Source organism: Halorubrum kocurii JCM 14978 (assembly GCF_000337355.1).
GTDB classification, from domain to species: domain Archaea; phylum Halobacteriota; class Halobacteria; order Halobacteriales; family Haloferacaceae; genus Halorubrum; species Halorubrum kocurii.
The window spans coordinates 37,726-51,370 of record NZ_AOJH01000043.1 but is presented as its reverse complement, the minus strand read 5'-3'; the positions used below and the strand labels follow the sequence as shown (position 1 = coordinate 51,370).

Annotated in this window: 15 protein-coding genes and 2 tRNA genes; 10 read left to right on the top strand and 7 right to left on the bottom strand. The window is 71.2% G+C overall.

Features of this window, described 5'->3' with window-relative positions:
• Nucleotides 1–127 precede the first annotated feature (127 nt).
• Nucleotides 128–904, bottom strand: coding sequence for an archaeal proteasome endopeptidase complex subunit alpha (gene psmA / locus C468_RS05680; protein WP_193788248.1), 777 nt, complete (start codon nucleotides 902–904; stop codon nucleotides 128–130).
• A 209-nt stretch (nucleotides 905–1,113) separates the two neighbouring features.
• Here psmA and C468_RS05675 point away from each other — a divergent pair, with 209 nt between their 5' ends.
• From C468_RS05675 to C468_RS05665, 3 genes are read left to right on the top strand one after another with little or no spacing between them, the layout of a single operon-like run.
• A complete protein-coding gene (locus C468_RS05675; protein ID WP_241430987.1) occupies nucleotides 1,114–2,526 on the top strand; it encodes a hypothetical protein in 1,413 nt (470 codons plus the stop codon).
• On the top strand, nucleotides 2,519–3,262 hold the full coding sequence (locus tag C468_RS05670; RefSeq protein ID WP_008847917.1) for an ABC transporter ATP-binding protein: 744 nt from the start codon (nucleotides 2,519–2,521) through the stop codon (nucleotides 3,260–3,262). Before C468_RS05675 ends, C468_RS05670 begins: the two co-directional genes overlap by 8 nt.
• Nucleotides 3,259–4,485, top strand: coding sequence for an ABC transporter permease (locus C468_RS05665; RefSeq protein WP_008847916.1), 1,227 nt, complete (start codon nucleotides 3,259–3,261; stop codon nucleotides 4,483–4,485). Before C468_RS05670 ends, C468_RS05665 begins: the two co-directional genes overlap by 4 nt.
• Nucleotides 4,486–4,556: 71 nt before the next feature.
• Here the strand turns inward: C468_RS05665 and C468_RS18535 are convergent, their stop codons facing one another.
• The 5 genes from C468_RS18535 to C468_RS05645 form a co-directional block, all read right to left on the bottom strand.
• Nucleotides 4,557–4,733 (bottom strand): DUF7501 family protein, encoded by a 177-nt coding sequence (locus C468_RS18535; RefSeq protein ID WP_169330897.1) that lies wholly within the window; start codon nucleotides 4,731–4,733, stop codon nucleotides 4,557–4,559.
• Between the two features lie 181 nt (nucleotides 4,734–4,914).
• Nucleotides 4,915–5,517, bottom strand: a complete 603-nt coding sequence (locus C468_RS05660) for a dihydrofolate reductase (RefSeq protein WP_008847914.1) — start codon at nucleotides 5,515–5,517, stop codon at nucleotides 4,915–4,917.
• On the bottom strand, nucleotides 5,517–6,545 hold the full coding sequence (thyA, locus tag C468_RS05655) for a thymidylate synthase (RefSeq protein WP_008847913.1): 1,029 nt from the start codon (nucleotides 6,543–6,545) through the stop codon (nucleotides 5,517–5,519). Before thyA ends, C468_RS05660 begins: the two co-directional genes overlap by 1 nt.
• A 739-nt stretch (nucleotides 6,546–7,284) precedes the next feature.
• Nucleotides 7,285–7,355, bottom strand: a tRNA-Gly gene (locus tag C468_RS05650).
• A 112-nt stretch (nucleotides 7,356–7,467) separates the two neighbouring features.
• Complete coding sequence (locus C468_RS05645; RefSeq protein WP_008847912.1) at nucleotides 7,468–8,163, bottom strand: enoyl-CoA hydratase/isomerase family protein; 696 nt, start codon at nucleotides 8,161–8,163, stop codon at nucleotides 7,468–7,470.
• Between the two features lie 59 nt (nucleotides 8,164–8,222).
• Between C468_RS05645 and C468_RS05640 the strand changes: the two genes are divergently transcribed.
• The 6 genes from C468_RS05640 (at nucleotide 8,223) to C468_RS05615 (ending at nucleotide 12,077) form a co-directional block, all read left to right on the top strand.
• Nucleotides 8,223–8,888 carry a DUF7114 family protein gene (locus tag C468_RS05640; protein WP_008847911.1) on the top strand — a complete coding sequence of 222 codons (666 nt, stop codon included), beginning with the start codon at nucleotides 8,223–8,225 and terminating at the stop codon, nucleotides 8,886–8,888.
• A 93-nt stretch (nucleotides 8,889–8,981) separates the two neighbouring features.
• A tRNA-Thr gene (locus C468_RS05635) sits at nucleotides 8,982–9,053 on the top strand.
• Nucleotides 9,054–9,148: 95 nt separating this feature from the next.
• On the top strand, nucleotides 9,149–9,844 hold the full coding sequence (locus C468_RS05630) for a DUF7384 family protein (RefSeq protein WP_008847910.1): 696 nt from the start codon (nucleotides 9,149–9,151) through the stop codon (nucleotides 9,842–9,844).
• 28 nt (nucleotides 9,845–9,872) lie between these two features.
• Nucleotides 9,873–10,937 carry an A/G-specific adenine glycosylase gene (locus tag C468_RS05625; protein ID WP_008847909.1) on the top strand — a complete coding sequence of 355 codons (1,065 nt, stop codon included), beginning with the start codon at nucleotides 9,873–9,875 and terminating at the stop codon, nucleotides 10,935–10,937.
• 74 nt (nucleotides 10,938–11,011) lie between these two features.
• A complete protein-coding gene (locus C468_RS05620) occupies nucleotides 11,012–11,410 on the top strand; it encodes a DUF5778 family protein (RefSeq protein WP_008847908.1) in 399 nt (132 codons plus the stop codon).
• A 22-nt stretch (nucleotides 11,411–11,432) separates the two neighbouring features.
• Nucleotides 11,433–12,077, top strand: coding sequence for an alpha/beta hydrolase (locus C468_RS05615; protein ID WP_008847907.1), 645 nt, complete (start codon nucleotides 11,433–11,435; stop codon nucleotides 12,075–12,077).
• Between the two features lie 55 nt (nucleotides 12,078–12,132).
• On the opposite strand, the gene C468_RS05610 is transcribed toward C468_RS05615, so the two are convergent.
• Nucleotides 12,133–12,462, bottom strand: coding sequence for a transcription factor S (locus C468_RS05610; RefSeq protein ID WP_008584210.1), 330 nt, complete (start codon nucleotides 12,460–12,462; stop codon nucleotides 12,133–12,135).
• Nucleotides 12,463–12,576: 114 nt separating this feature from the next.
• On the opposite strand from C468_RS05610, the gene C468_RS05605 reads away from it, so the two are divergent.
• Complete coding sequence (locus tag C468_RS05605; RefSeq protein ID WP_008847906.1) at nucleotides 12,577–13,596, top strand: aldo/keto reductase; 1,020 nt, start codon at nucleotides 12,577–12,579, stop codon at nucleotides 13,594–13,596.
• The last annotated feature ends 49 nt before the right edge of the window (nucleotides 13,597–13,645 follow it).

Genomic DNA, 13,645 nt, shown 5'->3' with positions numbered 1-13,645 from the left:
GGGACGAGGAGAACGGAAACCGGGGGACGAAGAGAACGGAAAACGGGGGACGAAGAGAACGGAAAACGGGGGACGAAGAGAACGGAAAACGGGGGACGAAGAGAACAGAAACCGAGAGGCGAGCGAATTACTCCTCGTCGTCGGCGTCAGCGTCCTCGCCGTCCTCCTCCTCCTCGTCCTCCGTCGTCAGCCCGGCGGCCTCGAACGCCTCGGCGATCTCGTCGACGGGGAGGGTCCGGTAGCCGTCGGCCTCGGTGACCGTGGCGACGGCGAGGTCGGCCGGCTCGAACTCGTCGTCGTGGGCGGCGAGCGCGGCGATCCCGAGTTCGACGCCCGCGTCGAGCGAGAGCCCCTCGGTCCACTCCTCCTCGAGGTGGCCCTGGATGTCGGAGCGGCCGCCGCCGATGACGGTCGCCTTCCACTCGTTGGGGGTGCCGGAGGGGTCGGCGGCGAACAGGCGCGGCTCGCCCTCGTCGATGCCGCCGATGAGGAGCGCGGCGCCGTACGGGCGGGTGCCGCCGCGCTGGGTGTTCTCCTGGATGTGGTCGGTGACGAACTTCGTCAGCGTCTCGACGCCGACGGGCTCGCCGTAGCGGAGGCGGTTCCCCTGCGACTGGCGGCGCGCGAGGTCGATCAGCTGGCGGGCGTCGGCGACGTGGCCGGCGCTCGCGGTGCCGAGGTGGTCGTCGAGCTTGTGGAGCTTCTCGATGCTCTCGGCCTCCATCAGCGTCGAGGACGCGCGGGACATCGCGACGAAGACGACGCCGTCGGCCGTCCGGACGCCGACGCTCGGCGCGCCGCGCGAGACCGCCTCGCGGGCGTACTCGACCTGGTAGATCCGACCGTCCGGCGAGAACAGCGACGTGCCGCGGTCGTACGCCTGCTGGTCGTTACCGCCCATCATCGTCGATCACCCGCTCTCGCGGTGTCGCGTCGGCTCATTACCCCCTCTTACGCCGGGCGGTTGAAAAAGCATCCGTAACCGGTACCTGCGGTCCGGGACCCGGTATCATATACGTCCGCGTCGGTCAGCGGCCCGGGGCGGCGCTCGGCCGTCGCCGCCGCGACACCTCCGCCTACGACGGATATATCCCGGCCGGTCCCGTAACACTGGTGACATTGATATCGACGAGAACGACAGCCGTGCTGGTGGCCCTGCTGGCGCTGATGGGGGCCGTCGGCGCGGCAGCGGCGGTGCCAGACGCCCGGATCGCGATCGACGGGGTCGACGCGAGTTCGACCGAGCCGGTCGTCGGCGAGCGGGTAGCGGTGAACGTGAGCGTCTCGAACTCCGGCGGCAGTCCGGCGGCGGCCGACGTGACGAGCGTCCGGCTCCTCGACGCGGGCGACGGGGACGACGACGGGAGCGACGGCGAGGACGGTGACGCCCGCGACGAGGCGACCGCCGTCGGGGCGCTCTCGGCGGGCGACGCGACCGACGTGGTCCTGTGGACCCGCTTCGACGAGCCGGGTGAACACCGGCTCACGGTCGAGGTCGTCGCCGAGCAGGAGGCGACGGGCGGCGAGGAGGACGGCGGGACCGTCACGGTGACGCGCGACGTGATCGTCGACGTCCAGCCGGCCGAGGTCGCGCTCGACGTGCGGACGCGCGCGCTCTCGCCGGAGGACCTCCAGAGCGACGACGAGGACCAGAGCGCCGGCGGGATCGACCTGGGCGGCATCGACGGCGTCTTCGGCGGCGGCGGTGGCGGCGGCCTCCAGGCCAACGAGGACGGCGAGAGCGAGGCGGTTCAGTCCGCGGACTCCCCGGTCGCGGTGACCGTCGTCAACACCGGGACCTCGACCGCTGACCGCGTGAGTCTGACCGCCGTCGGCACGCCGGTCGGGGCGGGCGATGGTGACGGCGGGGACGGGGCCGGAGACGACGAGACCGAGCCGGACGTCGGCCCCTTCGTCGTCGAGGACGTCTCGCCCGGCGAGGAGCGGCGCGTGATCGTCGACCTCGGCCCCCTCGACGAGCGCTCGAACGTGACGGTGACGGCGGCGTTCCGGTCCGAGCCCGACTCGCGGACGGGCGCAAGCGCGAACCGCACGGCGGTGTCGACGCTGCAGTACCCGCCGCGGGAGGGGAGCCCGACCGTCACCGACGCGACCGTCCGAACGACCGACGACGGCGAGGTGGTTGTCGACGCCAACCTCGGCAACGCGGGCACCGGCGAGCTGGAGGGGGTCGTCGTCTCCGTCGCCGACGCCGACGGGATCGAGCCGACGCCGGCCGGGCGGGAGTACTTCGTCGGGAGCGTGGGCGCGGGCGACTTCGTCGCCTTCGACCTCCGGACCGCGGCGAACGCGTCCGTGGCGAACGAGATCCCGATCCGGATCGCGTACACCGAGCGCGGCGTGCGGTACACCGAGACCGCGACGGTGGCGCTCCCCGATTCGGGCGACAGCGGAGGGGATAACTCCGGCACCGTCGGCACGCTCGGGACGCTCGGACTCGTCGGGCTCGTCGGCGTCGCGGGCGTCGCGATCGCCGGGGCCGTGATCCGTCGGCGCGATGTATAGCGTCGAACTGCGCGGGGCGACCAAGCGGTACCCGGGCGGGGGCGCCGAGCCGGTGGTCGCGCTCGACGACGTGGACTTCGCGGTCGAGCCGGGGGAGTTCGTCGCGGTGGTCGGGCCCAGCGGCTCCGGAAAGTCGACGCTGCTCAACGTGCTCGGGCTCCTTGACGACCCCACCGAGGGGTGGCGCCTGCTGAACGGCACCGACGTGACCGAGCTCTCGGTCGCCGAGCGCACCGCGGCCCGCAAGGAGTCGATCGGGTTCGTCTTTCAGGACTTCCACCTCCTGCCGACGCTGACCGCGGTCGAAAACGTTGCGCTCCCGACCGCGTTCGATCCCGGCGACGAGCGCGACCGCGCCGCCGACCTGCTCGCCCGGTTCGGGCTCGGCGACCGGCTCGACCACGAGCCGTCGGAGCTGTCCGGCGGGCAGAAACAGCGGGTCGCGATCGCCCGGGCGCTCATCAACGAGCCCGCGGTGCTGCTCGCGGACGAACCGACGGGGAACCTCGACACGGAGACCGGCGAGTCGATCCTCGCCGAGTTCGAGCGCGTGAAGGAGGAGGGGGTCGCCGTCATCGCCGTCACGCACGACCCGCTCGTCGAGGAGTTCGCGGACCGCGTCGTCGAGCTCAGAGACGGGGTGTTGAAGGGCGGAATCGCGGGCGAGACGGACTCGGCCGACGGCTCCCCCTCGGACCGGAACGCGACCGCCGCGCTCGCCCCGGAGGAGCGATGAGCGACGGCAGCAGCGACGGGACGGCGAGCGACGACAGCAGCGACGGGACGGCGAGCGGCCGCGGAGTCACCGGCTGGCTCCGGGGCTGGCGTCCCGCCGTCTCGATGGCGTCGCGGAACCTCCGGCGGAACCGCGTGCGAACGGTCCTCGCGGTGCTCGGCGTGTGTATCGGCGTGCTCGCGGTCGCGGCGCTGGGGATCTTCGGGAACGTGCTCGCGCTCGGCGCCGACGACGCCATCGGCGACATCGGCACGCAGGTGGTGGTGTCGCCGAACGCCGACGCCGGGGTGGAGTCGCTCTCGGCGGCCGACGTGGCGGCGATCCGGCGTGCCGTCGACGACCCGGCGGTCGGGGACCCGGCCGTCGTCCCGCTGTACTCCGACAGCGCGGTCGTCGAGGGAGCGAGTTCACAGACCTTCGCGACGGTGTACGGCGTCGAGGAGCCGGGGCTCGCGTTCGAGGCCGCGGAGGGGAGGCTCCCGGACCGCCACCGGCAGGGCGCGATCGTCGGCGCGGGCGTCGCCGAGGACCTCGGCGTCGGCGCGGGCGACACGGTCGGTATCGCGGGGACGCAGGTCCGCGTCGTCGCCGTGCTCGCCGAGAGCCAAACGTTCAGTCCGGTCGCGCCCGACGACGCCGTCTTCCTCCCGGAGTCGGCGTTCTCCGCCGACGGCTACGCGCAGGCGCTGGTCGTCGCGGAGTCGGGGGAGACGGCGCGGGCCGCCGCGGACGCGATCCGCGAGGACGTGAACGCCCGCGAGGAGCGCGTCGACCTGTTCGAACTGGCGGCGATCGTCGACGAGATCAACGAGTTCTTCGATCTCCTCAGCACGTTCCTGCTCGGACTCGGCGCCATCTCGCTCGTGGTCGCCGGCGTTTCGATCCTCAACGTCATGCTGATGAGCACCGTCGAGCGGAGACAGGAGATCGGCGTGATGCGCGCTGTCGGCGTGACGCGCCGGGACGTGTTGCGCGTGCTGTTGGCGGAGGCCGGGCTCATCGGCGCCGCGGGCGCGGCGGCGGGGACGCTGCTGACCGTGTTGCTCGTCGCCGGGCTCGTGGCCGCGACGCCCGCGGTCGACGCCGCGCTCGTGATCGACCCGACGAACGGCTACTACCTCCTGTTGGCGCTCGGGTTCGGCGTCGGCGTGGGGCTCGTCAGCGGGGCCTACCCCGCGTGGAAGGCGGCAAACGAGCGCCCCGTGGAAGCCCTGCGGAGCTGACCGGTCTGCCTCGGGGCCCGGCGACCGCGTCGTGTCGTTGTCATTCCGCCCAGCCGCCCCGCACGGTTTCCTCACCCCGCCCAGCCGCCCCGCATGTCGTCGCTGACGCGGTCGCGCCACGTGTCGAACGCGTCGCGGCACTCGGGCTCGTTCTCCACGTGACGCATGAATCCCGCACCAGGGGACGCGATGTCCGACCCGCAGAACGGGCAGCGCTCGGGTTCGGTCGCGGCTTCTGATAGTGCCATGAGAACACATAACATGGTCTGCACTCAAAAATGTTGTCACGATCACCGTTTTCGATATATTTGCAGTTTTTCAGATAATATCTCGGCGATAGGTGAGTGGATGCGCAGAGAGACGACTAATTTGAGACCGTATCGGTACACGTCAGTTCCCGACCGGACGGCGGGCTCGGGGTCTCCCGCTTCAACCGCCGGTCCGTTCGTAGGTGACGAACGCGAGGTCGCCGTCGCCGCCGGCCTCGTCGTCGCTCTCGGAGTCCCCGTCCTCGGACGCAACGACCTCGCGCTCCGTTTCCGACCACTCCGCGGCGTCCCAGTCCGGGAAGCGCGTGTCGCCGTCGGGTCGCCCGGGGACCTCAGTCAGGACCATTCGGTCGGCACGATCGAGGAACTGCTCGTAGACGGTCGCGCCGCCGATGACGTACGCCTCGTCGACGCCGCGCTCGGCGGCGTCCGCGGCCGCGAGGTCGACCGCCTCGTCAGTGTCGTTCGCGACGACCGCGCCGTCGGGGAGATCGGGGTCGCGCGTCGTCAACACGACGCTGGTGCGGTCGGGGAGCGGGCCGCCGATCCGGTCGGCGATGCTCTCGTAGGTCGCGCGGCCGACGATCACGGGGTGACCGGTCGTGAGCCGCTTGAAGTGCGCCAGATCGGCCGGGTAGTGCCACGGCATGCCGCCGCTATCGCCGATGACGCCGTTCTCGGCGACTGCGGCGACGAGGACGAGGTCGACGTCGGCGGCCTCGACTGCGTCGGCGTCGCCGCCGGCGGACGCGTCGCCGGCCATCACTCGGCGACCGCGAACGAGATGCCGTCCGCGGAGTCGTAGTCGACGACCTCGACGTCCTCGTAGGTCAGCTCGTCGAGCGGCACGTCGGCGATCTCGATCCGGGGGCGTTCGCGCGGCTCCCGCGAGAGCTGTTCGAGCAGCCCGGGCACGTGGTCGTACCCCTCCTCGCCGTCCGCCTCGTCGGGAGCGGTGCGCTCGACCCAGTCTTTCACGTCGAGGTAGTCGGCCTTGCTCTCGACGGTGGCGAGCCGGTCCTGTACGTATCGGAGGTTGTTCGCGTACCACTTCCCGCGGTCGCCGCGCCCGCAGTAGACGTGCGCGTCGACGACGGTGTGGCCGAATTCGCCCACCTCGAACCCGGTCCGCTGCGCGAGCGCGTTCGCGAGCAGGGCGTACGCGGCGATGTTGAACGGGACCCCGAGCGCGATGTCGCCCGAGCGCTGCGTGAGGTGGAGGTTGAGCCGGCCGTCTTGCACGTTCACGACGAAGGTGTAGTGACACGGCGGGAGCGTCGAGGTCGCGGCGTTGGCCGGGTGCCACGCGTTGACGACCATCCGGCGCGACCGGGGGTTCTCCTCGAGGGTGTCGAGCACGTACTGGATCTGATCGAACGTCCGGCGCTCGGCGCCGTCGGGACCCTCCTCGACGGTGACCCAGCGGTGGGCGTCCTCGGGCCACGTCTCGCCCGGGAGCGCGGCGTCCTCGTCCGGGACCGGGTACCGGCGCCAGAACCGGCCGTAGGCGGTGTCGAGGCGCCCCTCGTCGTCGGCCCACGCGTCCCAGATCTTCGTCTCCTCGCGGAGGTTCCGGACGTGCTCCTCGCCGGAGAGGTACCAGAGCACCTCGTGGATCAGCGAGTTCCAGCGGTAGCCGTCCATCTTCTTGGTCGTGAGCAGGGGGAACCCCTCGGCGAGGTCGACGGTGTACTGCCCGCTGAACGTCGCGATCGTGTCGACGCCGGTTCGGTTCGGCTTGTACGTGCCCGTCGACAGGGTGTCGTCGACGAGATCGAGGTACTGTTGCATGGTGGGGTCGGGCTCGCCGGCGCGGCCGCCGGCGAGACGGGTTTACGTGTTCAAACGAACCGGCGAACCTAACCGTGACGGTATGGGGTTCGGATCGGTATGTGGGAGGGGTCGGCCGTGGTTCGATCGGAAGCGCGTTCGCCGGCCCGATCGATCGCTTATAAATGGTTAGTAACGTATCAACGGTAAACACATCCAAAGCCCCAGCCGGGAGAGCGGCGCACGCTCGCTGTGCTCCTCGCTCAGTCGCTACCGCTCCTTCGCTGCGGTGCTTACGTCGTCATCAGAACGCTCTGCGTTCTGGTTGGCTCACGAGAGCTTTTCTCTCGTGAACGCCTGCGCCGCCCTCTCGACTGCCCCTTTGAGTCCCACCCGACCGCGACCGCACAGCACCTCACGCCTCCCCAGCCTCGTCGGCCGGCGCGTATACGCGCCGGCCGACTCCCTCGCACGCGCTCCTCGTGACCGCCGAGCGCGGCCACTCGGAGGCGCGCGCCAAACCCTGATTAGGAAACCTGTGACTATCCAACTAGACCGATTAGAGAAAGCACCGGCCGAGACTCCCGTGAGCGGAGCGAACGGGAGGCAGGCCGGTGTATCTTCGAGCGTAGCGAGAAGATGCACCGGCCGAGATTTGAACTATGGAAAGACGGTCCTGCTCGCTCACTTCGTTCGCTGCGCGGGCTGCACCTTTCTGAGTTCAAATCACTCGGTGATTTCTCTCACTACGTTCGAGAAATGCACCGGCCGAGATTTGAACTCGGGTTGCAACCATGGCAAGGTTGCGTGATACCACTACACTACCGGTGCGGGCTTCGCATCTGACAGTTGGTCGGACGATTACTTAAACCTGTCACATCCGACCGACTGCGGGCGGGCAGGGGCGACGAATCACGGGGAGGGCGGCGGTGCCCGGCACGGCTCAGTCCCCCCGCGTCGCCGCGATGTCGTCGGCGTGAGCGCGCACGAGGTCGGCGAACGCGGTCGCCTCCGCGCGCTCCTGCGCCTCGTCGTCGCGCCGGTCCCGCACGCGGCGTTTGATCGCGCGGAGCGCGTCCGGCTCCCCGGTCGCGATCGCGTCCGCGACGGACCGCGGATCGTCGACGATCCGGGAGACGAGCCCGGTCCGGAGCGCCGCGTCGGCGTCGAGCACGCGTCCCGAGAGCGCGAAGTCGAGCGCGTCGCCCTCGCCCATCACCCGCGGCAGGCGGACGGTCCCACCCCACGCGCCGAACAGGCCGAACGCGACGCCGGGTTCCGCGAACGTCGCCGCGGGCGTGGCGACCCGGAGGTCGGCCGCGAGCGCGATCTCGACGCCGCCGCCGCGCGCCGGGCCGTCGACCCCGCAGACGACCACCGTCTCCGCGTCGGCGATCGCCGCGGTCGTTCGCTGGCCCGCGCGGGCGAACGACGCGGGGTCGTCGAGGCCGGCGACCACGTCGAGGTCGGCGCCGGCGCAGAACGCCTCGCCGGCGCCGCGGAGGTAGGTCACGGGCGCCTCGGCGTCGGCGACGGCGGTGCGGAGCGCGGTCAGGTCTTCGGGCCGGAGGGCGTTCCGGCGCGCCGGTCGGTCGATCGTCACGACGCGGACCGCGTCGCCGTCTCGGGTGCGGATCACAGTGGAGTATCCCGTTCGTTTCCAAAGGTCTTTGCCCCTCGATCGACTACCGTTACCTAATGGACGATGCCGCGCGAGCGCGTGACGCCGCGTGTGAGGCGCTCGCCGACGTCGAGCCCGAACAACTGCGTGAGACCCTCGAAGACCGGATCGCGAACGCCGCCGTGACGCCCGGGGTGCTGGCGCTGGTGACCGCCCGCGCGGTCGACCCCGACGTCGACCCCGATGCGGTGGTCGACCGGGCGGCCGGCGTGCAGCTCATCTACGAAGGGCTCCGACTCACTCGGTCGGTGGCCCACGAGGAGCCCTGGGTCACCGCGGCGACGCAGGAGTCGGACATCGACGCCGACATGGACGTGTTGACCGCCGACGTGCTCGTCTCGCGCGGCTTCTCCCTGCTCGCGTGCACCGACGCCGCAGCCGCCGCGGTCGAAGTCGTACGCGCGTTCGGCCGCGACCAGACGGTCCGCGAGCGCGAGGGGACCGACCTCGCCGCGGCGACCGCGCTCGACCGGAACCTGGAGATCGACGCCCTCGAGCTCGCGGTCGTCGCCGGCACCACCGCCGTCGGCGGCGAGCCGCCCGAGGAGCTGCTGACGTACGCCCGCGAGCTGGCGGCCGACTACGACGGCGAGTTCCCGCCGCCGGGCCGCGCGCTCCCCGAGACGACCGCCGACCGGATCGCCGACATCTCCGAGCGCGCCGTGAGCGCGACCGACCGGTGAGGTCGCCCGACGGCGCCGGGACGGTGTGTGTCTCCGTGACGGGTCGCCCCGAATCGAAACCCCTAAAGTCGACTCCCGTCAACGACTGATTGCGCCTGGGTAGCTTAGCGGTAAAGCGCGTCCTTGGTAAGGACGAGACCCCGAGTTCAAATCTCGGCCTAGGCTCTTCTCACGCTTTCTCGAACGAACAGCCTCGGCCCCGACACCTCTTCCCCCCACCGGCCGCAAACCCGATACCCGTGGCCGTCGACACCTCCCGTATGACCGCGACCTTCGCCGATCTCTTCGATCGAGCCGCCGAGTACGACGCGGACGCCGAGGCGGTGAGCGAGGCGCTGGCCGAGCGTCGGTCGGCGTCTGCGGGCGACTCCGGAGGCATCCCCGAGAGCGACGCCACCGACGACCTCCCGCCCGTCGACCGCGATCCGAGCCCGGCGCGCGTCGTCGCCGATACCGACGTACTCGCGGCCGACCTCCTCGGCGGCGGCTCGGCACGCGACGCGCTCGACGCGCTGCGGTCGCACGCGTGGACTGCGCTCGTCGCCAGCGACCCGCTCCTCGACGAGGCCGAGGCGGTGATCGCCGCGCTCGCGGACGACGAACTGGCGGCCGACTGGCGCGGCGCGGTCGAGGCGTGGCGCGAGCCGGTGGCGCACCCCGCGGGCGACCACCCGGCGCTGGCGTCGGCGTACCGCGGCGGCGCGATGCAGGTCGTCAGCCTCGACCCGTCGCTTACCGGGCCGGGAGCCGCCGCCGGGCTCCGAGACCGGATGGCGGTGAGCGTCCGCGAGCCGCGCGCGTTCGCGACCGTGTTCTCCCCGGCGCGGCTGTACCCGGAGGCCGTCGGCGGCGACTACCCGGGCCCCGACCGCGACCCGCGCTCGATGGAGCCGGTCGCGTCGGACGCGGACCGGCACCGCGGCGGGGACGACCGTCCCGACCCGGACCAGCACTGATAAACGACCGCCGACCCGACCATCGGTAATGACCGATCCGGACGCGGCGGGAGTCGGCGTCGGCGACGACGTGTCTCTCCGCACCGACGGCGGCACCGAGGGACTCGCCGACGGCGACGCTCCCGGGCTGCCGGCCGACCTCGACGCGGTCCGCGAGGCGCTCGTCGACTGGTACGAGGCGGACCACCGCGAGTTCCCGTGGCGACGCACCGAGGACCCCTACGAGATCCTCGTGAGCGAGGTGATGAGCCAACAGACCCAGCTCGACCGGGTCGTCCCAGCGTGGGAGGAGTTCGTCGAGGAGTGGCCGACGACCGGCGACCTCGCCGACGCCGACCGCGGCGACGTGGTCGCGTTCTGGTCGGACCACTCGCTCGGCTACAACAACCGCGCGAAGTACCTCCACGAGGCCGCGGGGCAGGTCGAAGACGACTACGACGGCGAGTTCCCCGAGTCGCCCGCGGAGCTGCAGGAGCTGATGGGCGTCGGCCCCTACACCGCCAACGCGGTGGCGTCGTTCGCGTTCGACAACGGGGACGCCGTCGTCGACACCAACGTGAAGCGCGTCCTCCACCGCGCGTTCGCGGTCCCGGACGACGACGCGGCGTTCGCGCGGGTCGCCTCGCGTGCGATGCCCGACGGCGAGTCTCGCGTCTGGAACAACGCGATCATGGAGCTGGGCGGCGTCGCCTGCGGGACGACCCCGCGCTGCGACGAGGCCGGCTGCCCGTGGCGGGGGTGGTGTCACGCCTACGAGACCGGCGACTTCACCGCGCCCGACGTGCCCGAACAGCCGAGCTTCGAGGGGAGCCGCCGGCAGTTCCGCGGGCGGGTGGTCCGAGTCCTCGGGGAGTACGACGAGCTGGCGCTCGACGACCTCGGGCCCCGCGTTCGCGTGGACTACGCGCCCGACGGCGAACACGGTCGGGAGTGGCTCCGCGGGCTGATCGCGGACCTCGCGGACGACGGGCTCGTGACGGTCGAGGAGCGCCCGGCGGACAAGGAGCTCCCGGCGGACGAAGAGCGCCCGGTAGACGAGGAGCGCCCGGCGGACGGAGGCGCGAGCGAGGTCGTCGTCTCGTTGCGTCGGTGAGTCCCGGAGAGCGGGAGCCGCGGAGAGCGCGGGGAACCGTCACCCGTTTATCGCGGGAGCCGGAACGATCGGCTATGAGCGAGACCGTCGATTCCGACCTCTACACGCGGACGAAGGCCCTGCTGGAACCGGGCGACATCGAACTCGCGGGCTGTATCGTCCACACGACGCTCGGGGGGCAAGAGGACCTGGAGATGCACGAGCTCACGGTCGCGATCAACGACGTCATCGCCGAGCACGCCGGCAAGGGCGAGGCGTACATCGAGGCCGGCAACGACGACACGAACTTCTCGTCGAACCAGTTCCAGGGACTCACGGTCGACGACGAGGAGTTCGTCTGGGAGTGCCAGCAGCTGCTCCGCGACGGCACCTTCGACCTCGTCTTCTACTACGAGGCGACCGTCGACCAGGAGGCGCTCGCGGACGACTTGGCCGCGCTCGACGACGTCGAGCGCGTGACGCAGGTCCCCTGACGGGGCGAAAAGAGGTGTATCCGTGAGCGACACCGTTCTCGTTCCCGGCGGCCGCGACGTGCGCGCCACCCTCGACACCGCCGCGAGCGACGGCGACGCCAGCGACGACGGCCCTCGCGCCGACGCGGTCGTCGTCGCCTGCCCGCCGCACCCGCAACACGGGGGCCACCGCGGCGACGAGCGCCTCACCGCCGTCAGCGACGCCCTGACCGACCGAGGGATCGACTGCCTCCGGTTCGACTACGGGGACTGGGACGAGGGGTACGGCGAGAGCACCGACGCCGACAACGCGGTCGGCTGGGCGGCCGAGCGCTACGAGCGCGTCGGCCTGTTCGGCTTCTCGTTCGGGGGGACCGTCGCGCTCGTCGCGGCCGCCTCGCGGCCCGGGCTCGCCGGGGTCTGCGCGCTCGCGCCGACCGCGCGGCTGAACCCCGAGGTGGACGCGGTCGCGGCCCTCGACGACCTCGTCGCTCTCGACGTGGCGACGCGAGTCCTGTACGCGACCCGCGACTCGACCGCCGACTGGGAGCCCGTGGTGGAGCGGGCGGAAGCACTGGGGATCGAGACGCGGGCAGTCGAGTCCGACCACTTCTTCGTCGGCCGGTCCGGCGACGTGGGAGAAGCGGTGGCGAAGTTCCTCGGGGCGAGGCTGGAGAGCGATTCGTGAACCGCCTCGGGGTCAAGCCCCGAGGCACTCGGCCTGCCCCGCCTGTAGAGAGCGGTCAGTTGTACCCTCTCCACCGGTGCCCGCACTCCTTGCATTTAAAAAAGCGCGTCGGAGGTTCGTCGGCGGCGCCGGTCTGTTTGATCGTGTACCACGCCTCGCCGTGGCCGCACTCGTCGCAGACGACGTCGTTGGCGGTCGGCTTCCCCTCGAAGTTCGCGCCCTCCTCCGTCTCGATCACCTCGTCGCCGGTCTGTTCGGTCGTCGACTCGAACTCGGCCGCGAGGCCCTCGTCGCGCTCGGCGGTGCCGCCGCAGTCGTCGTTCTGACACACCATCTCCCCGTCGCGAGAGACCATCATCGAGCCGCAGTCGTCACAGAACTGCATATGTGGCTGGATACGGCGTCGAGCGGTTTATTTTCCGTGACTGCGCGCCGACATGCGGATCCGGTTCCGCCTCCGGAACGCCCTTGGGGTCCGGCCGACCAGTTGGACGCGAACATGAACCACCGAACGCTCGGCGACGTCGGCGCGGTCAGCGAGGTCGGCTACGGCTCGTGGCAGATCGGGAGCGACTGGGGCGACGTGAGCGAGTCCGAGGCGGTCGAAGCCGTCGAGGCCGCCCGCGACGCCGGGATCGACTTCTTCGACACCGCCGACGTGTACGGCGACGGGCGCTCGGAGCGGATCCTCGGCGACGTGCTCGACGCCGACATCGCGAGCGACGACGTGACGGTGGCGACGAAGGCCGGCCGCCGGCTCGACCCCCACGTCGCCGACGGGTACGACGAGGCGAACCTCCGCCGGTTCGTGGACCGGTCGCGGGAGAACCTCGGGGTGGAGACGCTGGACCTGGTCCAGCTCCACTGTCCGCCGACGGACGTCTACTACCGACCGGAGACGTTCGACGCTCTCGAGACGCTCGCCGACGAGGGGCGGATCGCGAACTACGGGGTCAGCGTCGAACGCGTCGAGGAGGGGCTCAAGGCGATCGCGTACCCGGGCGTCGAATCGGTCCAGATCATCTTCAACCCCTTCCGACAGCGCCCCGCCGAGCTGTTCCTCGAGGAGGCCGCCGCCCGCGGCGTGGGCGTGATCTGTCGGGTCCCGCTCGCCTCCGGCCTGCTCACCGGCGCGCTCTCGCGGGACAGCGACTTCCCGGAGGACGACCACCGCAACTACAACCGCGAGGGCGACGCGTTCGACGTGGGCGAGACGTTCGCCGGCGTCCCCTACGAGGTCGGCCTCGACGCGGCGGACGCGCTCGGGGAGCGCGTCGACGCGGTCGCCGAGGACCCGAGCGACGCGACCGGCGACGACCTCTCGCTCCCGCAGCTCTCGCTGCGCTGGATCCTCGACCACGAGGCCGTCTCGACGGTCATTCCGGGGTCGACGACGCCCAAACACGTCCGGGCGAACGCGGCCGCGAGCGACCTCACGCCCCTCGACGAGGCCGACCGGCGGGCCGTCGCGGACGTGTACGAGGAGTTCGTCCGCGAACACGTTCATCAGCGCTGGTAGCGTATCTGTCGGCGGCGGAACGAGTCGCTTTTCTCCCGAGCCGGACCAC

Bases quoted from the DNA above. Each gene is read 5' to 3' on its own strand.
- C468_RS05665 (WP_008847916.1), top strand. From the start codon at position 3,259: ATGAGCGACGGCAGCAGCGACGGGACGGCGAGCGACGACAGCAGCGAC.
- C468_RS05660 (WP_008847914.1), bottom strand. From the start codon at position 5,517: ATGGCCGGCGACGCGTCCGCCGGCGGCGACGCCGACGCAGTCGAGGCC.
- C468_RS05625 (WP_008847909.1), top strand. From the start codon at position 9,873: ATGACCGATCCGGACGCGGCGGGAGTCGGCGTCGGCGACGACGTGTCT.
- C468_RS05605 (WP_008847906.1), top strand. From the start codon at position 12,577: ATGAACCACCGAACGCTCGGCGACGTCGGCGCGGTCAGCGAGGTCGGC.
- C468_RS05620 (WP_008847908.1), top strand. From the start codon at position 11,012: ATGAGCGAGACCGTCGATTCCGACCTCTACACGCGGACGAAGGCCCTG.
- C468_RS05640 (WP_008847911.1), top strand. From the start codon at position 8,223: ATGGACGATGCCGCGCGAGCGCGTGACGCCGCGTGTGAGGCGCTCGCC.
- C468_RS05670 (WP_008847917.1), top strand. From the start codon at position 2,519: ATGTATAGCGTCGAACTGCGCGGGGCGACCAAGCGGTACCCGGGCGGG.
- C468_RS18535 (WP_169330897.1), bottom strand. From the start codon at position 4,733: ATGGCACTATCAGAAGCCGCGACCGAACCCGAGCGCTGCCCGTTCTGC.
- psmA (WP_193788248.1), bottom strand. From the start codon at position 904: ATGATGGGCGGTAACGACCAGCAGGCGTACGACCGCGGCACGTCGCTG.
- thyA (WP_008847913.1), bottom strand. From the start codon at position 6,545: ATGCAACAGTACCTCGATCTCGTCGACGACACCCTGTCGACGGGCACG.
- C468_RS05630 (WP_008847910.1), top strand. From the start codon at position 9,149: ATGACCGCGACCTTCGCCGATCTCTTCGATCGAGCCGCCGAGTACGAC.
- C468_RS05610 (WP_008584210.1), bottom strand. From the start codon at position 12,462: ATGCAGTTCTGTGACGACTGCGGCTCGATGATGGTCTCTCGCGACGGG.